This is a genomic window from Paenarthrobacter sp. YJN-5 (assembly GCF_015040095.1).
In the GTDB taxonomy this organism is placed as follows: domain Bacteria; phylum Actinomycetota; class Actinomycetes; order Actinomycetales; family Micrococcaceae; genus Arthrobacter; species Arthrobacter ureafaciens.
Genome location: NZ_CP053544.1, coordinates 2,611,531 through 2,628,932, shown reverse-complemented (window position 1 = coordinate 2,628,932; position 17,402 = coordinate 2,611,531). Strand labels below are relative to the sequence as shown.

The window sequence follows — 17,402 nt, the reverse complement described above, 5'->3', positions numbered from 1 at the left end:
GTCAGTTTCCCTTCGCCTTCTTGTGGCGGTTATGGAGGATGACGTCGACGGCGACTGCCGCGATGATGGCCGCACCGTAGACGGCCTGCAAGTACTGGTCAGGGACGCCTGCGATGGTGAGGACCTTTCGGATGGCCAGGAGGCCCAGGGTGCCGATGAGGACTCCGACCACTGTTCCCGAACCGCCACGGAGGGCCACTCCGCCGACCACCACTCCGGCGATGACGGCGGTCTCCAGTCCGAAGGCCACTTGCCCGTCAACGTAGGGGTAGTACGAGGCCCACATGGCTCCGACTGCTCCGGCCAGCAGCCCGGAGATGGTGAATGCGCTCAGGGTTCGCCGCTTTGCCGGAATGCCGATCAGCTCTGCGCCCGCAGGATTGGATCCGGCGAAGTAGGTCTCCCTGCCTTTCGAGGTCCACCACAGCAGGAAACCTGCTGCACCGAAAACAACGACGGCGGTCAACAAGACCGGAGAGATCCCGAGGATTTCCGACTTGGTCATGGCGAGCCAGTCTGAGGGGACCTGTTCCGGTTTCACGCGGTCACCGGATGAGCTGATGCTGAGGATCCCGCGATAGAGGGCCAGGGTTCCAAGCGTGACAACGATTGACGGCACTCCGCCGTAGGCAATGACAAGGCCGTTCAGGAGGCCGCACAGCAGGCCGACCAGCAGGGCAACTGCAATGCCCAACAGGATCGGGGCGTCAGGTACTGCCCGCATTGTGGCGGCCGAGACGTACGCAGCGAGTCCAAGGGTGGAGGCAACGGAGAGATCGATGTTCCGCGTCAGGATCACCAGCATCTGTCCGATGCCGATGATTCCGAGCATCGCCGAATAGTCCGCGAGATCGTGCAGGTTGTCGCCGGAATAGAAGTTGGTGTTCAACAGGCTCAGGGGCGCCACTACGGCGGCAAGGGCCAGGAACAGTCCCACTTCCCGTCGGCCAAGCGCTTGTTTCAGCCACCATCCGACGCCGTTTCGTGAAGGGGGCGTCGGCTCCTGGGGGCGGGTGGCCGGGGGAGAGGTGGACGGGGCGTTACTCTTTCCCTGCCCCGCTGCCTGGCTCTGCGCCGCTGCCGTCAGTCCAGCAGCTGGGGTGTCCCCGCTCCGTGCGGAGGAGTGGACTCCCGTGGCAGCCAGGCCGATGTCGTACTGGTTGGCATGTTCGCGGTCGAACTCGGCGACCAGGTTGCCGTGCTTCATAACGTAAATTCGGTCGCAGGCGCCCAGGAGCTCGGGCATGTCGGAGGAGATCATGAGGATGGCGATCCCTTGGGCTGCCAGTTCGCGGATGATGCGGTGCACCTCGGCCTTGGCTTGGACGTCGATGCCCTGGGTGGGCTCGTCCAGGATCAGGAGCCGCGGGTTGGTGGCCAACCATTTTGCGAGAACAACTTTTTGCTGGTTTCCACCTGAGAGGTTGCCGATGGGCTGGCTATAGCCGGCGAATTTGAGCTTCATGCGCTGGAGGGGGCCCTGGACCATGGCCAGTTCGGCCTTGGTGCTGATCAGCCCCCAGCGGGTGGTCTTGGTAATGACCGGCAGGGTGGCGTTGTCCAGGATCGAGAAATCTTCCACGATGCTCTGGCCGCGCCGGTCCTCGGAAACATAGGCAATGCCTTCTGCGATGGCGTGGGCGGCGGACTTGATCGACACCGCGTGGCCGTCCAGGAGGATTGTCCCGGATGTTGGCCGTTCGATGCCGAAGACCGCCCGCGCGACTTCCGTGCGGCCGCTGCCGATGAGCCCGGCCATGCCCACGACCTCGCCGGCCCGGACCGTGAGGTCGATATTGTGAAACTGGCCCTGGTGCGTCAGTCCCTGGAGTTCAAGAACGGTGCCACCCAAGACTGCAGCCGACCGTTCGTAGAGGTCTCCGAGTTCGCGGCCGACCATGAGTTTGACGATTTCGCGCTCCGTGATGTCGGAGGCGCGGACCGTGTCCACCAGGGCGCCATCACGCAGGACGGTCAAACGATCCGCGATCCGGAAGATTTCCTCCAGGCGATGACCGACGAACATCATGGCAACGCCCTGTTCCTTCAGCCGCTCGATCACGTCGAAGAGACGGTCAACCTCTGCCGTGGTGAGGGACGCAGTGGGCTCGTCCAAAATCAGGACTTTGGCTTCGGAGACCAAGGCACGGGCAATTTCCACGAGCTGCTGCTCTGAGACCCGCAGTGAACCGACTGGCATGCTGACGTCGCGGTTAAGCCCCAGCGTGTGCAGGACCTTCTGTGCTTGGACTTTCATCCCGGCGTGGTCGAGGAGGCCCGCACGGGTCTTCAGCGGTTGTCCGGCGAAGACGTTCTCCGCGATCGACAGGTCGCCGAACAATCCCGGGTGTTGGTGGACGACGGCCACGCCGTGGCGGTGTGCGTCCATGGCAGTGGCGAAGTGAACATCCTCGCCTGCGATGCGGACCGTGCCGGCATCGGGGTGGTAGACGCCGCCGAGCATCTTGACGCAGGTGCTCTTGCCTGCGCCGTTTTCTCCGACGAGCGCCAGTACCTCGCCCGTGAACAGCGAGAAAGAAACATTCGAGACGGCGACCGTTGATCCAAAGATCTTGGAGACGCCGGACAGCTCGGCGGCGGGCGCAGGCGCATAGGTGCCTGGCGCCAGGTTCCCCCCTTCTTTGGGTGAGGTGAGTTGGGCTTGTGATACATCCACGATGATGTCCTCCGTGCGGTAGGGGCAACCGAATCAAATCGGGAAGCATTCGTATGCGCAATCGTATGCGCATGTGATGCAAATGACAAGTACCTACTGTGTGGAGGAAGCTTCACCGCCCGGACGGTGTCATATGTGGACGCCAAAAAGGGGTGCCGCCGGGCTGATGACCACCCGGCGGCACCCCGATAGCAGCTGGGGCCCTCGTAAATTGCGGGGGCCCCCGGTAAACGCCCGGGCTGGTGCCGTCAGCCGAGGGCCGTCCAGTCCGGCACTTACTTCGTGCCGGCCGTGCCGCTCGTCGTCTGGTCGCCGTCGTACTCTGCGGACTCAAGGGCCTCGCCCACCGTGACCCCGTCCACGGCGGCCGCGTCGTCCGGCATGCGGGGGTTGTCCTTCTCCGCAGTACGGCGGGTCTTGAGCAGGCTCGCCAGGGTGGCGACGGCGATGGTGCTGCCGATGAAGAGCAGGGAGAAACCGATGGGGATCTCGGGTACCCAGAGGAGCGGCTCGCCTCCGTTGATGAAGGGCAGCTCGTTGACGTGCAGGGCGTGGAAGACGAGTTTCACGCCGATGAACGCGAGGATCACGGCGAGCCCCTGGGCGAGGTAGATCAGGCGTTCGAGCAGCCCGCCGATGAGGAAGAACAGCTGCCGCAGGCCCATCAACGCGAAGGCGTTGGCCGTAAAGACGATGTACGCCTCACTCGTCAGGCCGTAGATTGCGGGGATGGAATCGACGGCAAAAATGAGGTCTACGAAGCCGATGGCGATGATCGTCAGCAGCATCGGAGTGATGAAGCGGGTACCGCCCTTCTTCACGGTGAGCCGGTCCCCGTGGTACTCGTTGGTCACGGGCAGGACACGGCGCACCAGGCCCATGAACTTGCCGTTGGCCGGGTTGGATTCATGTCCGCCGAACGCCTGCCGGTAGGCGAGGACAAGCAAGAGTGCGCCGAAAATGTAGAAAATCCACGAGAAGTTCTCGATCAGTCCAGCGCCGATGGCGATGAACGCCCCCCGCAAAACCAAAGCAATGATGATCCCTATCATCAGCACTTTTTGCTGGTACATCTTCGGTACGGCGAAACCGGTCATCACAATGAGGAACACGAAGAGGTTGTCGATCGACAGGGCCTTCTCGGTGAGATAACCCGCGAAATACTCGCCGCCGAACGTCCAGCCCGAGACTACGCCGATGCCGACACCGAACAGGACGGCGAGGATGATGTAGAACGCGGACCAACGTGCGGATTCGGCGATACCCGGCTCGTGGGGTTTGCGCACGTGGGCAAAAAACTCGTAGACGAAGAAGAGGATCGTCACGCCGATGGTGATAAGCCAGATCAGGGGTGTGACTTGCATGGGAGCTCCAAAGGGTAGGCGTCGGATACAGGCGCCAAGGTCTCCTCCGCCCGGATGGGACCGGGACCGATGACCCGGGATGCATTGCTGCATCCGTAATGACGGATCAATCGCTAATGGGAGTACTCCCCTTGATGGAAGAATAGTAGCGCCCCGCAGCGTGCCCTCTCAACCCGGGGCATCCTGCGAGGCGCTGTACCAGGCTCAGTGCACGTCCACAGGCGCTTCGTGTCCGGTGTGTTGGACCGCCGGGTTCCAGGTCATCCGCACAATGAAGTGGCCTTCCGCGGTTGACTTGGCGACGAGCGCTCCTGCGTCGCCGGCGAGCTTGATGCCGAATTCGATTTCCAGGGTTTCCGGAGCGAGCTCCTGCATCGAATCCAGTGCAGCCGTGGCGGCCGGACGAACGCCGGCGAGGGCGTCTTCCAGGCGCCGGCCGACATCCAGGATGCCTTGTTCGTTGCGCCCGGGGTGGTCCACTCCGAAGCTGCCGTCTTCAACCTCCACCAGCACTGTTCCGGCGCCAACTTCATATCTCAGTACGTCCGTCACGGCTACTCCTGCTGTGAATTAAAGCGGTGGCCCACAATGTCCCTCCCATGATCAGTTACGGCCTGCCGGTGCAACAGGGACAAAGGACCTATGAATCCGTAGAGCTGCCATCCTCGCTGGGAGGTACGACGACGGTCGGGCACGGAAGGTGGGTCAGTACACCATGGGTTGTGGAGCCAAGGACCAGGCGGGCGAAGCCGCCCCGGCCATGGCTGCCCATGACCAGCATCCGGGCCCCTGCGGCCGCATCGGTGAGGGCACGGACCGGTTCCTTGCCGGGTTCGAGCACTTTGTGAACAACCAGGTCCGGGTAGGTGCTGCGGAGGCCCGCAACCGTCTCGGACAGGATGACGCGTTCCTGGTCATCCATCAGTTCCGCGAGCTCGGCCGGTGCCAGCCCCGCGTCGCTGACCGGGTCCGGAGCCTGATAGGCGTGGAGGACGGTGAGTTCCTGTCCTTCCCTGTCCGCCTCCGCGGCGGCGAACTCGACCGCACGCAGCGAAAGTTCGGAGCCGTCGGCGCCCACCACGATGCCGCTCCCGCCATCCGCGTCAGCAGTACCGACCACTGCGAGAGGAGCCGGTGTAACTCCTGCGATCTGCAGGGCCCTGTCGGTAAGGGTGCCGCCAAGATGCGGACTTCCGGAACCGACCACCACGAGCCCGACGTTCGGACCGTAATGGCCCAGTGCGCCGGCGACGCTGCCGGTCAGCAGCTCGGTGGTGGCATCGATACCGAATTGCCCGCTCACCCGGGAGGCGGCCGATGCCAGCAGCTCCTCTCCGGCCTTCCGGAGCTGTTTATTCCACGTAGCGGGGTTCAACGACCAGTGATCGTCGGCCACATGGAGGATGACCAACGGCACATGGTGCTTGCGGGCCCGTGAAGCGGCCCACCCAAGGGCCGCCTCACTTTGCGGAGAATCCTTGACGGCCACAACGATTGGGTTGGTGGTGCTCATGGCGGTGCTTCTTTCTTCTGTCCTGCCGCGTCCCGCCGCGTTAGGAATGCATGGACCTCACGAGGCGGGTGCCTGCCGGCCCCTAGTGTCCTGGGCTACAGGCCACACCACCCGCGTTTGCCACGTGGCAGGGTCCGGTTCCCTGACCGGGTCGCTGAGGTAGAACTCCCACATGGTGTCTGAAGGCGTCTTGCCCTCTGCACTCATTCGCTCAATGATGAGCGCGTAGGTTTTTTCGAGGGTGTCGTACGGGCCCCGATGGATGGCCTCGAAAGCTTCGGACTCCGGCAGTTTGCTGGCTGCCACGTCGCTGGTACCCGTGAAGTTGGGGGTGATCGGAAACCCGGCTTCCACATCAACGGTGTCCGTCGGCATGCCGTGATACATGGCAAAAGGCGGGCCAACGGGGCTTGCATGCTGAGCCTGCGCCGCTGCCATGACGGCACCGAAGGCCCGGCCGAAAAAGTCGGTAAGTCCGGTCATTGCGACGCGCTCGCGGACCACTGCAGTGTGCTGCTCCGGGGACGTGATGGGCCGGGGCTGGGGTTCGATGGTAGCCATAAGACCAGAATCGCCTCACAGCCTGCCCGGCGGCAGGGCCAAAGGACCCTAAGCTGCCTCGAACGCCAGCCGGAGCCAGTGCCGGACCTCGGTGTCAACGGACTCCGCTGTGGGCAGTTCCAGATGATGCATCCATCGCCCCGCGGCCGGTTGGACGACTTCCTTGAACCTGGCCGAAGGTAGCCGGTAGGGCAGTGCCAGGGACAGGACTGCCGGTACGGACGACGTCACATACATGGCGGGCCGCCACAGGTAGGCAAACCCCCGGCCATGCCGGAAAGCGATCTGGCTTTTTGTCACCCGGACTTCACACTGGCCCACGTCGTGGATGCAGGCGAACACCGCTTCACCGATGTCCAACCCTGCCGGGGAACCGGCGAAGAAAGTACGGGCTTCCTCTGGAAGTCCCGGTGCCGCGGCGCTGGTGCTCACAACGCCCGGGCCAGGCTTCGCCGGAGCAGCCAGGTTCCCAGGACCAACAGACCCGCTGCCATCGCTGCCAGGACTCCCAGGTGCGGCAGGATGTCCGGCAAGGCCGCTTCGTGCCGCTGGACCTCAGCGATGGCGTCGTAGGCCCAGCGGTGCGGAGTGAAGCGCGACACCGCAGCCATCGGTTCGGAAAAGAACTCAGGCGGCACCATGCAGCCGCCCAAGCCGGCCACCACCAATCCCAAACCTATGCCCACACCGGTTGCGGCGCCGTCGTGGTCCAGCATCGAGCCGACCACCATCGCAGCTGCCGCGGCCACCAGGCTGAAGACGCCGACCACCAGCATCGCGAGCCACAGGTTCCCCCAGTCAACGCCGAACAGCAGGGCGGTACCCAGCAGGATATAGACGCCTTGGACCCCTGCGATGGCGAATCTGCCCAGAGCCAGGCCGGTCATGGTCCGGGCGGCCGTCACCGGCGCCGCCAAGGCACGGGAGATCACGCCGTAGCGGCGCGCCTGGATCAGGGCGGCCGCGCCTGTCAGGGAGCTGAGGAAAATAAACAGCAGCAGTTGTTGGGCAGCGCCCAGGTCGAACCGGCCCAGGCCCCGGAACTCCGAGGAGACACCACCGGATTCCATCACCTGCACCGTGGGTTCAACGGTGGAGGTTTTGGCACGTGCCAGTGCCGAGCGCGCGGCGTCCTCCGTCACGCCGCCGTCCATGAGGGCCCGTAATTGCAGCTGCGTCCTGCCCAGGTCCCGGACTGTTGCCCGTACAGCCTGCAGAGCGGTCTGCCCTGAAGCATCGGGCGCGGCGAGAACCTCAAGTTCCACCGGTCCGGCGTCGTCATAGGCTTTCCCGGCCTGCTCGCTGATGAAAAGTCCGACGTCGGTGCTGCCGCGGCTTACGTCGCGGCGAACCGCGGACGCCGTGTCCGGCCGGACGGTGAGGCCTTCTGCCTTGAGACGGTCCGTGAGGTCGCGGGCCAGGGGCGTGCCCTCGCCCCCTGCCACAGCCACTATTGGTCCCGCGGACCCCACCCCGAACTGGATTCCCAGCAGGAGGATCAGCATCAGGGGAAAAATGAAGACGAAGAAGATGTTGGACCGATCCCGGAAGAACCGGCGGAGTTCCACACCGGCAATGGCCAGCACGGGGTTCATTGCGCCGCGCTCCGATCGGGAATGAATCGGGAGAGGAGCGTACAGGCAGCGGCAAAGATCCACATGACGCCAAGGGGTCCCAGGACATCCCCGATTCCGCCGCCCCCGGCTGATATTCCCAGCCCGCGGATGAAAGCCCCCACTGGATTCCACTCCAGCACCGTTGCCAGGAACCCCGTGGATTGAAGGGGAAAGAAGGCGCCGCCTGCGATTCCCAGGACCATGGCAATAATCGACTGGGCTACGTTGGCTTGTTCAGCCGAACGGACCAGCCGCACCACGATGAAGGTCAGGCTGGTGGCCGCTGCGGCAGCCGAAATGACCAGCAATCCCACCACTACCGGAGAACCGAAGGCCACCCCGAAGAACACCATGCCACTGGTGAGCAGGACCGTGCTGGCGGCTACTCCCAGCAGGAACCCGACCACGGCCTTGGACGCCGTGATGGTCCATGGGGGAACCGCAACGGACCTGATCCGGGCAAACGTTCCTTGTTCCTTTTCCACCAACAGCCCCACCACGCCAAAACCCACCGTGAACAGCAGGAACAACCCTGTTTGGCCGGCCACGAGCGAGGCGCGGAGGGGTAGTTGCTCAGTGGGTGCTGTGGCTTCCTTGAGCGCCATCAGCGGTGGGGCGGCCGCCGTCGACCGTGCGATGTCGCTCGCTGCGGCAGGGGAGAGGCCGGCGATCCGGCCTGCCGCTCCGGTGAGGGAGGCGGCATGGAGCTCCTTGACGATCTCTTTGACCACGGAGATGAGCACATCGGTTTCCAGTGAGGGGCTGGAGCCCCTTATGAGCTGGAGGGTAGCGGCGCTTCCGGTTGTCAGTGACTCGGTGAAATCCCGCGGGATGACAATGCCGAGTGAACTCCCGCCGTCAAGGGTGGTCCGGGCGACGTCGGCGGGTGCCACCCGCTGAACGGAAACCTCCAAGGCAGGCGAGGAAACCAAGGATTCCAGGACCACATCGCCCAGCGGCCCTTGATCGTCGACGCCGGCGATGAGGGTCACGGGCTTGAGGGCCGGACCGTCGTCGCCCAAGCCCCCGAAGGCCAGATTGAGCACGGTCATCAATGCCAAGGGCACCAAAAGGCCGAAGATCAGGACTGATTTGTCCCTGAGCCGTTGCTTGAGGTCGTTGGCCACCAGGGCCGTGAGTGCGTTCACGTCAATCCCTGAGTGCCTTCCCCGTGAGATGGAGGAAAACTGATTCGAGATCCGGCCTGGACACTTGGACGGACGTGACATGCATTCCGGCAGTTGCAGCCCCGGTCACGATCGAGGCGAGAATGCGGGGCCCGTCGGAAACCGTCAGGGTCAAGCCTGAGGTCCCCACCGGGCTTATCCGTTGAACGCCTTGTATCCCTCTGATGGCCTGCGCCGCTGCCGCCATATCCCCGGTGCCTTCCAGATCGATGCGGTCAGCTCCACCGGTCAGGGTGATGAGTTCGTCGCTGGTACCTTCCGCCTGGACGCTGCCCTGGTCAAGGATGGCTATCCGGTCGCAGAGGCGTTGGGCCTCTTCCATGTAATGGGTGGTGTACAGCACGGCAGTGCCCGCGGCGGACAGTCGATGCACGGCATCCAGGATCGAATTGCGCGATTGCGGGTCCACGCCCACCGTCGGCTCGTCCAGGATCAGCAAATGCGGACGGTGCAGCAGTCCGATCCCGATGTTCAGGCGCCGCTTCATGCCGCCCGAGAACTTCTTGGTTTGCTCTTTGGCCCGGTCGCTCAAGCCGAGAAGATCCAGGACTTCGGTGACCCGGGCCTCCCGCTCCTTACCGCGCAGCCCTTGCAACCTGCCGAAAAAGTGCAGGTTCTCCCGGGCGCTGAGGTCCGGATAGATGGCAAGCTCCTGCGGTACCAGCCCGATGTTCCGCTTGGCCTGGACGCTTGAGGGGGACATGGCGGTGCCGGCAACGTCCACGCTGCCGCCGTCGGGAGGGAAAAGTCCGGCAACCATGGAAATAATGGTGGTCTTCCCGGCACCGTTCGGCCCCAGGAGGCCGAACGTCTCACCCGGGCGGATCTCAAACGATACGTCGTTGACCGCGGTGACGTCGCCGAATTTCTTGACCAGGTGACTGACGGTCAGGACTCTGTCCGTGATGCTGGTGGTCGTTCCGCCAGTCACCATGGAACCTATTCCAGGCCTGCCCTGGTGGCCTCGTTGAGCGGAGTGTCGAACGAGTTGGTTGCGCTCAGGTCGAAGCGCCGTCCGGTGATGGAGTCAGGAACTATCACGTACAGCAGTTCCTTGCCGACCCCCTGCCAGGGGAACATGCCCCGGCGGGCCTCGGTGAGGCCGGGGCTGGAGGGACCGGCCTGCGTCGCTTGGCCCTTGATGACGACGCTCCAGGCAAGCCCGAACTCGGCACTCACCGCATCGGCTTCGAGGGCCACCACCGAGTCCGCCTCGATGGCCTGCTGTTTGGTTCCCATACCGGTACGGAACACCACGCTGCGGCCGTCCACCACGAAGCTCACCGGGAAGATATCCGGATGGCCGTTCGCGATGACAGAAAGCCGCCCGACGTTGGTCTCGGTGAGCAGCCGCCAGCAATCGTCGGGCTCCAGTATTTCCGGATCAGGCACTAGGTTCTTCTCGTTCATGCCGCGATCCTATGGTCGGTCCGGATTACCCGACAGGGCCCAAAGTCCCTTGGGCGCGCGGACCGGTGACTTTCTTCCCCGCGTTCACGGGGCCGGGGAGCGGGGAGGCGACCTTGAGCATCAGCAGCAACAGGCCAAGCTCGGCAAGTCCTGCGCCGAAATAGACCGCCTGCAGCACACTGAACGGGATCAGCATCATTTGGACGAAGATCCAGACCAGGATCGAGTAGCCCGCTGCTGCCGTCAGCAGGCCCGCCAAGCGGTGGTGCCGCAGCATGGCCACGAAGGCAGCGACATGCAGGCCGCCGACAATGAGGGCCAGCAGGAGCCCTGGGACCACGAATGAGCTGAAGGGCGAACCATTGAGGTACTCAAGGGGCACCTGCGCTTCAACAGGCAGTCCCAGTCTTTCGGGGCCCAGCCAGGAACCGAGCGCCATGGCAAGTCCTCCGGCCAGGGAGGTCAGCGCCACGAAGCCCAGCACGATCAGAAGCAGTATGCGGACCATGTGAGTCTCCTACAGATGTTGGGACGGACGTTAGGTGATGTTGGGGCGGAAATGTTTGTCCAGCGCCACTACTCCCCACGCCGCAGCGGCCGCCAGGAAGACCGCAAGCCAGGATTGCAGGTCCAGGGGCGCGGTATGGAACAGTGTGTTCATCGCCGGGAGGTAGGTGATCGCGGCCTGGGCCAGAACCTGCAGGAGTACCCCTACGGCCAGCCAGCGGTTGCTGAAGGGCTTGACGGTCCACGCCGGGTGGCCGAGTGAGCGGCAACTGAAGAGGTAGAGAATCTGGAAGGCCACGAACAGGTTCAATGCGGCCGTGCGGGCTTCGGGAAGGGAGGCTCCCCGCCCCAGTTCGCCCTGGAAAGTCCACCAGGTTCCGCCCACCAACAGGGCGGAAACGAGCAGGACACGCAAGCCCAGCTGCCGGGTGAACAGGGGCCGGTCAGGGTCCCTCGGTGGCCTGGACATGAGGCCTGGTTCTTTGGGTTCAAAGGCCAGCATGAGGCCCAAAGCCACGGCAATGGTCATGTTGATCCACAGAATCTGGGTTGGGAGGATCGGCAGCGTCCATCCCATGAGGATGGCCACGGCCTCGGCCCGGGATTCCTGCAGCAGGCCGATGGCGAGGTTCACGATCACGACCACCGAAATGACCAGGGCGTCCACATACTCAGCCAACAGAAGGGTGACTGCCACGGCTGCGAGCAAGACGTAGATGAGGGGGTCGTTGACCTGGTGGATCAGCGACCGCAGGAATCCTGCGCCTTGCGGGCGGGGAAGCACGTTGGGTCCGAAGACGCCCTTGCGGGTCGCGGCTTCCTGCGGACTCAACCCGTTCAGGGCGTCCGTCTCCAGGATGAGGACCACTTCATGCGCAGCCAGGCTGTGGTGGGCCGTATCGGACGCGGTGTTCATGCCGGGATTCCGTATGCCTAGGGGCCAAGCAGCCGGTCGAGGGTCACAAAGCCGTACCCGGCGGACCGGATGCCGTCAATGACGTCAGCCAATGCGTCGGCGTCGAGGGTGCTTCCGTCGTCGGGATTCGAGCCGAGGTGCATGAGGATGATTCCGCCGGGTTGCAGGTTGCCCAGGACCCGCTCTGCCACCCCGCTCCGGGACATGCCGCCGCTGGTGCCTTTCCACCCCAAAGTGTCCACGGTCCAGCGGACAGGGACGTAGCCCAAAGAATTGACCGCGTTGATGGTCCGCTCATCCCGGTCTCCGAACGGGAAGCGGAACAAAGGCCGGGGGTCGCCTCCGGCAGCGGTTATCGCCGCTTCGGCATCCCGGATTTCCGCGGAGATGGCCTGCTCCGGGAGCCGGGTCATTGCGGGATGGGTCATGGAGTGGTTTCCCACCCGATGCCCGGATGCCACGATCCGTGCCACGCCGGATGGGTTGGATGCGGCCCAGGCCCCGGTCAGGAAGAACGTGCCTTTCACCTGCCTGTTGGCCAGCGTTGCCAGGATGCTGTCCAGCCCGGCGGCGTTCGCGCCGGCGTCGAATGTCAGGACGATGTTGTTCCCGGCCCCCGGGATGATGGTCAGGTCCTGCCCCAGCAGCCCCGGCGGAAGGGGTGGCGCGGCTGTTGCACCGGGAGTCGCGGGCGGCGCGGGGCTGCTCGCGGTGGGGCCGGGTTCCGGGGGGAGCGGCGTCGGTCCGCCGGTCTTTGCCGTGGGTTCCGTGTCCGCGGTGGGTCCCGTATCGGCGGTGGGGGAGGGAGACACGACGCCGGTGGTGCCGGGGGTCGGGGCCAGGGAACCCGAGGACGTGGTCGCCGACGGCGTCCCGCCGGGCCCCGCCACCAGGAGCGTGATCGTGACGGCGGCCGCCAGGAGGATCACGGTCGCTGCCAGCACGACGGCGACCACCCGGCGTCGTGCCCTGCGTCCCTGCTCCGGGCGTGGTGACTCAGCCCCGGTCGCCGCCACCGTCAGGCCTTCCGGGCCGCCCGGCCGGCGGACCCTGGTGGCCGGCCGGGAGGGGGTCCGTGTCCCCGGGGGCCGCTGGATCGGGTTCGTCAGGTCCCTGGTCCAGGCGGAACGGCGGGTATTCGTCCCTCATGAGGGCACCGTAGACGACGACGCGGTAAGCCCAGCGGTTGATCCCCATGATGAAGGCGAAAAGGGGTCGCGGATAGCGTCCGGAAAAGAGCAGGATCACCAGGGCGATGAGCACCAGAAGGGCCAACAGGGACAACCCGCCGCCGCGTTCGGTGACCACCCCTGCCGGGCCGTCCTGGGTGCGCCAGGCCCACGTCGCACTACCGGTGACGGCTCCGATGACGAGCCAGTGCGGGATCAGCAGCAGCCACGATTTCACGAGGACCAGGCCACGCGAGAGCCGTTGCGGGTATTGGACGTCCAGGGTGGCTGGGTAGTCGGCGTGCTCGAGGGTGAAGGGCGGATACTTGTCCGTTCCTCCTGCCGCGTAGGCGTAGAACGCGACGCGCCACGTCCAACGCAGCACACCGACGTTGAAGTGGAAGAGCGACTGCGGGTACCGGCCGGTGAAGAGGATGGCGAACCACGCCACAACTGTTGTGACGGCGAAAGCGAACCACAGGAAGAACAACACGAAGAAGTGCGGAATGGCCAGCAGCCATTTGACGAGCCACAACCCGCGGGAGAGGCCGGCGTCAACATGGCCTGTCAGCCTGACGGGATGGGCTTGGTCCCACGTGATGGCCGGCGGCGACCCACCGGGTACCGGCGATTCACTGCGTGCCGGGGCGGGGCCGCGTCCGGGAACCCCTGCCGGTGGTGGCGGCCCGGGCGTCCCTCGACGCCCCAGTCCCACCGCGCCGATGACCAGCAGTGGCAAGCCGACTACCAGCGCCAGTCCGCCGGCAACCAGCAGGCCGGTTGCTGCGGGCCTGATGAGCTCGGACCTGAAACCCGCCTGCAGGTCCGCGGAGACACCTTGGGCCGCGTCGGCGTTCATGACAACTACCGTCCAGGTGCCGGGTGTGATCTTCCATGTCAGTTCCTGCAGGCCTTGGCCCGATGCGGAAGCAACCCAGATGTCCTGGCTGCTTGCCGGGGCCGGGCTGGACAGACCGGAAACGTCCCGGTAGACGGGCCGGAAGGGATTGAACTTCACTTCCTGCAACTCGGTGTAGTGCACTCCGGCAAGGTAGCGGTCCACGTCTTCCCGGGGTGCGATCCCGATGAAGATGCTTTGGTCCGGATCCGCGGCCGTCGCCCGTAGCCGCAGGGTTCCGACGTCGAAGGGGAGCCTTTCGGGGGTTCCCTCACCAACAGCGTCCAGATGCGGCGAAACCAAGGCGAAGGACGGGACAGTGAAGCGCTCCGTGCGGGACGTGAAGTAACCGCCGTCGCGCTGTGCGGCGCCCAGCCAGGCCGCCGCAGCACCGGCGGAGGCGAGGGTGAAGCCGATGAGGGAGAGCACGATTCCCACTGTGAGCATCACGATTGCGCCGGGTCGCTTCATGGCTGCAACTCCTTCCGCTGGAAAACGAACACGGCCACCGCGACCGCCGCCCCGGCTGCAATCAGCGTCGTCACCACGGGCCACACCGCTGCGGGATGGCTTTGGCCGGCGGCCACGCTCGCCGCGATCCCGGGCACGCCGGCCGGCGAGAACCTGAACAGGGGGTCCCACGCCCCGCCCACCGCCAACAGGGCGTACAGTCCCAGGCCTGCACCGGCTGCGCCGGCCGGGGCGGGAATGACCACCGAGAAGAACTCCATGAACGCCAGCAGGAGCAGCGCCAACAGGCAGAGCATGGCGGCCGGACCCCACAACTGCGCAGCCGGTGCCGTGCCGAACACCACACCCGTGGTGATCCATGTGATGGTGGTTCCTGCCGCGAACACGGCCGCGATGAAAAGTGCATGGACAACGGCCTTGGCGGTGATGAAGGTGGCGCGTCGCACGGGCTTGGTCAGCACGAAGGCGGCCGTACCGTCGCGCACCTCGGTGGAGACGATCCCGCCGTACATGATGATGATGGCGAAAAGGACCAGTTGGGACAGGTTCTTGACCCATTGGCCGTAGGCATCGGCGAACGTCGCCGGCGGCAAAACAAGGGATTGTTGGCCAGATGGCGTGAGGGACGCCAGGAGTTCGGGGGTGATCTTCGCCAGGGGTGGGCCACTCACCGCGAAGACAAGGATGATCGCGGGAAGAACCCAGATCCGCCACGTGTGGACGATCTCCTGTGTTTCTTTGGCGGCGAGGGCCGGGAAGGTTTTCACTGCGCTGGTACTCCCGTCAGCTCAAGGAACACGTCTTCCAGGCTGAGCTCGGCGCTGTCCAGCCGGACCAGGCCAATGCCAGCGCTCGCCACGAGCGCAGGAATTCCACGTTGGGCAGCAGCAGGGTCGGTGGCCCGCACCATGATTTCGCCGCCCGGCCCCGGCCGCACTGACAACGCCCAAGGGGCTTGGGCGATCCGGTGGGCCAACTGCTCCGCCCCGTCCGTGACTTCCACGGCGATGGTTTGTTGGCCGTGCCGGGCACGGAGTTCCTCCATGGTGGACTGGGACAGGACCTTCCCTTTGTCCAGGACAGCAACGTGGTCGCAAACCCGCTCGACGTCACTGAGGATGTGCGTGGAGAAAAAGACCGTGGTCCGGCCCCGCAAGGTCACAAGGAAATCGAGCAGTTCCTTCCTGCCCGCGGGGTCAAGCGCACTGGTGGGCTCGTCCAGCAGCAGCAGTTTTGGTGCGTTGATCAAAGCCTGCGCAACTCCGAGACGCTGGCGCATGCCGCGTGAGTACTTGCCGATGCGCTGTTTGCCCGCTTCGAGCCGGACGAGCTGCAACGTGTCGCGGATGCGCCCGCTGAGTCCGGCTCCGTCGAGGCCGGATAACCGGCCGGCCAGCCGAAGCGCCTGGGTGGACGTCATCCCGTCGTAGAACGCGGGAACGTCCGGAAGGTACCCGATATCCCGGCGCACGTCCGGGTCATCGGCGCGAAGTTCCCGGCCCAACAGGTGCACGGATCCGGCCGACGCCCGGGACAGCCCTGTGAGGATGCGCAGGAGCGTGGTCTTCCCCGCCCCATTGGGCCCGACGAGTCCGAAGATGGAACCCGGAGGGACATGCAGGTCGATGGCGTCCAGCGCCACATGGCGGCCGAACGCTTTGCTCAACGCAGAGCACTCGACGGCGGCCGGAGGGTTCGCCAGGTGCGCGGACTCCTGCGAAGGCTGGGGAAGGATGTGGTGTGCTTCCATCTGAAGGGGCCTGCTTTGTTCCGACCTTTGTTCCGACGCGATGCCTAAGGTGTGTGGACCACGACGACCGGGCAGTGGGCATGGGCTACCACCGCGGAACTGACCGAACCCAAAAGAAGCCCGCCGAAGCCACCGTGCCCCCGCCGTCCTACAACCAGGAGGGCGGCATGCTTGCTGCCTTCCACCAGGGCCGCCCGGGGGGAGCCTTGGACCAGCCGCGTACTGACATTCTTGGGCAACTTCGGACCAAAGACTTCCTTGAGGGTTTCTTTGACGTTTTCCTCTGCCGTGTGGGCAAATCCGTCAATTCCCATGGCAAGGTAGCCTTCGTAGCCCAAGGGAAGTTCCCAGCAGCCCCACGCTTCGAGCGGGGCGTTAAGCGCGAGCGCCAGGCGTTGCCCTTCGCGAAGGGCTTGCTTGGACGCGGCGGAACCGTCGACGCCGACGATGATTTTGCTGGGATCCAGACGGCTGCTCATGATGTGCCCTTCCTTGACGCGAGGGCTTTCACCGAGGCCGCCAGTTCATGGCTCCAGGAGAAGGCCCGTTTGATTTCGCCCTCCAACAGCGGCCCTTCCGTGCCTTTGACGTAGAAGGGCATGGGCTGGGCCACGATCGTGGCCCCGGCTTTCTGCAGTCCGTGGGAGATCTTCTTGGCGGCATCGCCATGGATGAACAATTTGACCCTGGTATCGAAGGCCGCAGCCAGCACGCCGGCCAGGCCGTCCGCTCCGGCTGCGTCCAGGGCCTTGGTGACGGCTTCGGTAGGGCGCCACCCGTTGATCGGACTGCCGACCACCAGCAGGTCCCCGACTGAGACGTCGCTGCTGCGGAATTGCGACACCGGGACAGTCCGGCTGTTCTCCAACCCCGCTGCTATTGCTTCTGCCACGGACTTTGTGTTCCCGTAGGCCGAGTCGTACATGATCACAGCTTTCATGGCATTTCCTCGTGGGTGTTAGGGAGGTTCCCCGCATTCTTCGGGGCGCGTCGAAGAGGGCTGTCGTCCATGAGCAGTGTTGCCCAGTAGGTGCCGCCGCCCATCATCATGAAACCCAGCACCCCGAGCGGGGGACTGCCCAAAGGGAGGCTGGCCAACAGGATCCCCAGGCCGCCCAAGGCCACCAGCAAGCCTCGTTGGGTCCGCTTCCAGCGGTGTCCCCGGAGGTCCTGAAGGCTCATGAGGGTGGCAAGTCGTGGATCGTCTTCTTCCAGCCCGCGCGCGATCTTGTCCAGTTCCTGTTTCTCGAAATGTGAAAGTTCCATGGTCGGCCTCCTGCTTGTGCCTCCAGCATGCTCAATGGGGGCACAACCAAAACAGGGCCGAAAGTCACCTCAAGCGGCGGGTACAAAGACCCTCCCG

General features: G+C 64.8%; 19 protein-coding genes. All 19 read right to left on the bottom strand.

Annotated features, from left to right (window positions below):
- Nucleotide 1 precedes the first annotated feature (1 nt).
- The 19 genes from HMI59_RS12400 to HMI59_RS12310 all read right to left on the bottom strand — a co-directional run bounded on the left by HMI59_RS12400 (nucleotide 2) and on the right by HMI59_RS12310 (nucleotide 17,305).
- Nucleotides 2-2,677 (bottom strand): ATP-binding cassette domain-containing protein, encoded by a 2,676-nt coding sequence (locus HMI59_RS12400; RefSeq protein ID WP_227471377.1) that lies wholly within the window; start codon nucleotides 2,675-2,677, stop codon nucleotides 2-4.
- A gap of 275 nt (nucleotides 2,678-2,952) precedes the next feature.
- Nucleotides 2,953-4,041: a TerC family protein gene (locus tag HMI59_RS12395; protein ID WP_193591486.1), complete on the bottom strand. Its 1,089-nt coding sequence runs from the start codon at nucleotides 4,039-4,041 to the stop codon at nucleotides 2,953-2,955.
- A gap of 204 nt (nucleotides 4,042-4,245) precedes the next feature.
- Nucleotides 4,246-4,593 (bottom strand): CU044_2847 family protein, encoded by a 348-nt coding sequence (locus tag HMI59_RS12390; protein ID WP_193591485.1) that lies wholly within the window; start codon nucleotides 4,591-4,593, stop codon nucleotides 4,246-4,248.
- Between the two features lie 88 nt (nucleotides 4,594-4,681).
- Nucleotides 4,682-5,554, bottom strand: a complete 873-nt coding sequence (locus HMI59_RS12385) for a universal stress protein (RefSeq protein ID WP_193591484.1) — start codon at nucleotides 5,552-5,554, stop codon at nucleotides 4,682-4,684.
- 57 nt (nucleotides 5,555-5,611) lie between these two features.
- Entirely contained in the window at nucleotides 5,612-6,115 is a 504-nt protein-coding gene (locus HMI59_RS12380; protein WP_193591483.1) for a GyrI-like domain-containing protein, read from the bottom strand.
- 48 nt (nucleotides 6,116-6,163) lie between these two features.
- Complete coding sequence (locus tag HMI59_RS12375) at nucleotides 6,164-6,547, bottom strand: DUF5655 domain-containing protein (RefSeq protein WP_227471376.1); 384 nt, start codon at nucleotides 6,545-6,547, stop codon at nucleotides 6,164-6,166.
- On the bottom strand, nucleotides 6,544-7,710 hold the full coding sequence (locus HMI59_RS12370; protein ID WP_193591482.1) for an ABC transporter permease: 1,167 nt from the start codon (nucleotides 7,708-7,710) through the stop codon (nucleotides 6,544-6,546). The genes HMI59_RS12375 and HMI59_RS12370 overlap by 4 nt, the downstream gene beginning before the upstream one ends.
- Nucleotides 7,707-8,879, bottom strand: a complete 1,173-nt coding sequence (locus HMI59_RS12365) for an ABC transporter permease (RefSeq protein ID WP_227471375.1) — start codon at nucleotides 8,877-8,879, stop codon at nucleotides 7,707-7,709. Before HMI59_RS12365 ends, HMI59_RS12370 begins: the two co-directional genes overlap by 4 nt.
- A gap of 1 nt (nucleotide 8,880) precedes the next feature.
- A complete protein-coding gene (locus HMI59_RS12360) occupies nucleotides 8,881-9,852 on the bottom strand; it encodes an ABC transporter ATP-binding protein (RefSeq protein WP_193591481.1) in 972 nt (323 codons plus the stop codon).
- 5 nt (nucleotides 9,853-9,857) lie between these two features.
- Complete coding sequence (locus tag HMI59_RS12355; RefSeq protein ID WP_021472120.1) at nucleotides 9,858-10,328, bottom strand: pyridoxamine 5'-phosphate oxidase family protein; 471 nt, start codon at nucleotides 10,326-10,328, stop codon at nucleotides 9,858-9,860.
- 25 nt (nucleotides 10,329-10,353) lie between these two features.
- Complete coding sequence (locus tag HMI59_RS12350; RefSeq protein WP_227471374.1) at nucleotides 10,354-10,836, bottom strand: hypothetical protein; 483 nt, start codon at nucleotides 10,834-10,836, stop codon at nucleotides 10,354-10,356.
- Nucleotides 10,837-10,866: 30 nt separating this feature from the next.
- Nucleotides 10,867-11,751, bottom strand: a complete 885-nt coding sequence (locus HMI59_RS12345; RefSeq protein WP_193591480.1) for a cation transporting ATPase C-terminal domain-containing protein — start codon at nucleotides 11,749-11,751, stop codon at nucleotides 10,867-10,869.
- A 17-nt stretch (nucleotides 11,752-11,768) separates the two neighbouring features.
- Nucleotides 11,769-12,767, bottom strand: coding sequence for a polysaccharide deacetylase family protein (locus HMI59_RS12340; protein ID WP_227471373.1), 999 nt, complete (start codon nucleotides 12,765-12,767; stop codon nucleotides 11,769-11,771).
- Nucleotides 12,748-14,289: a DUF4389 domain-containing protein gene (locus HMI59_RS12335; RefSeq protein WP_193591479.1), complete on the bottom strand. Its 1,542-nt coding sequence runs from the start codon at nucleotides 14,287-14,289 to the stop codon at nucleotides 12,748-12,750. Before HMI59_RS12335 ends, HMI59_RS12340 begins: the two co-directional genes overlap by 20 nt.
- Entirely contained in the window at nucleotides 14,286-15,056 is a 771-nt protein-coding gene (locus HMI59_RS12330) for an ABC transporter permease (RefSeq protein ID WP_166186261.1), read from the bottom strand. Before HMI59_RS12330 ends, HMI59_RS12335 begins: the two co-directional genes overlap by 4 nt.
- Nucleotides 15,053-16,039 (bottom strand): ABC transporter ATP-binding protein, encoded by a 987-nt coding sequence (locus HMI59_RS12325; protein ID WP_193591478.1) that lies wholly within the window; start codon nucleotides 16,037-16,039, stop codon nucleotides 15,053-15,055. The genes HMI59_RS12330 and HMI59_RS12325 overlap by 4 nt, the downstream gene beginning before the upstream one ends.
- A gap of 44 nt (nucleotides 16,040-16,083) precedes the next feature.
- Complete coding sequence (locus HMI59_RS12320; protein ID WP_193591477.1) at nucleotides 16,084-16,518, bottom strand: universal stress protein; 435 nt, start codon at nucleotides 16,516-16,518, stop codon at nucleotides 16,084-16,086.
- On the bottom strand, nucleotides 16,515-16,979 hold the full coding sequence (locus HMI59_RS12315; protein ID WP_166186263.1) for a flavodoxin domain-containing protein: 465 nt from the start codon (nucleotides 16,977-16,979) through the stop codon (nucleotides 16,515-16,517). The genes HMI59_RS12320 and HMI59_RS12315 overlap by 4 nt, the downstream gene beginning before the upstream one ends.
- Nucleotides 16,976-17,305, bottom strand: coding sequence for a DUF3040 domain-containing protein (locus HMI59_RS12310; protein WP_166186264.1), 330 nt, complete (start codon nucleotides 17,303-17,305; stop codon nucleotides 16,976-16,978). Before HMI59_RS12310 ends, HMI59_RS12315 begins: the two co-directional genes overlap by 4 nt.
- Nucleotides 17,306-17,402: the final 97 nt, after the last annotated feature.

Bases quoted from the DNA above. Each gene is read 5' to 3' on its own strand.
- HMI59_RS12395 (WP_193591486.1), bottom strand. From the start codon at position 4,041: ATGCAAGTCACACCCCTGATCTGGCTTATCACCATCGGCGTGACGATC.
- HMI59_RS12385 (WP_193591484.1), bottom strand. From the start codon at position 5,554: ATGAGCACCACCAACCCAATCGTTGTGGCCGTCAAGGATTCTCCGCAA.
- HMI59_RS12380 (WP_193591483.1), bottom strand. From the start codon at position 6,115: ATGGCTACCATCGAACCCCAGCCCCGGCCCATCACGTCCCCGGAGCAG.
- HMI59_RS12370 (WP_193591482.1), bottom strand. From the start codon at position 7,710: ATGAACCCCGTGCTGGCCATTGCCGGTGTGGAACTCCGCCGGTTCTTC.
- HMI59_RS12360 (WP_193591481.1), bottom strand. From the start codon at position 9,852: ATGGTGACTGGCGGAACGACCACCAGCATCACGGACAGAGTCCTGACC.
- HMI59_RS12355 (WP_021472120.1), bottom strand. From the start codon at position 10,328: ATGAACGAGAAGAACCTAGTGCCTGATCCGGAAATACTGGAGCCCGAC.
- HMI59_RS12350 (WP_227471374.1), bottom strand. From the start codon at position 10,836: ATGGTCCGCATACTGCTTCTGATCGTGCTGGGCTTCGTGGCGCTGACC.
- HMI59_RS12345 (WP_193591480.1), bottom strand. From the start codon at position 11,751: ATGAACACCGCGTCCGATACGGCCCACCACAGCCTGGCTGCGCATGAA.
- HMI59_RS12335 (WP_193591479.1), bottom strand. From the start codon at position 14,289: ATGAAGCGACCCGGCGCAATCGTGATGCTCACAGTGGGAATCGTGCTC.
- HMI59_RS12325 (WP_193591478.1), bottom strand. From the start codon at position 16,039: ATGGAAGCACACCACATCCTTCCCCAGCCTTCGCAGGAGTCCGCGCAC.
- HMI59_RS12320 (WP_193591477.1), bottom strand. From the start codon at position 16,518: ATGAGCAGCCGTCTGGATCCCAGCAAAATCATCGTCGGCGTCGACGGT.
- HMI59_RS12315 (WP_166186263.1), bottom strand. From the start codon at position 16,979: ATGAAAGCTGTGATCATGTACGACTCGGCCTACGGGAACACAAAGTCC.
- HMI59_RS12310 (WP_166186264.1), bottom strand. From the start codon at position 17,305: ATGGAACTTTCACATTTCGAGAAACAGGAACTGGACAAGATCGCGCGC.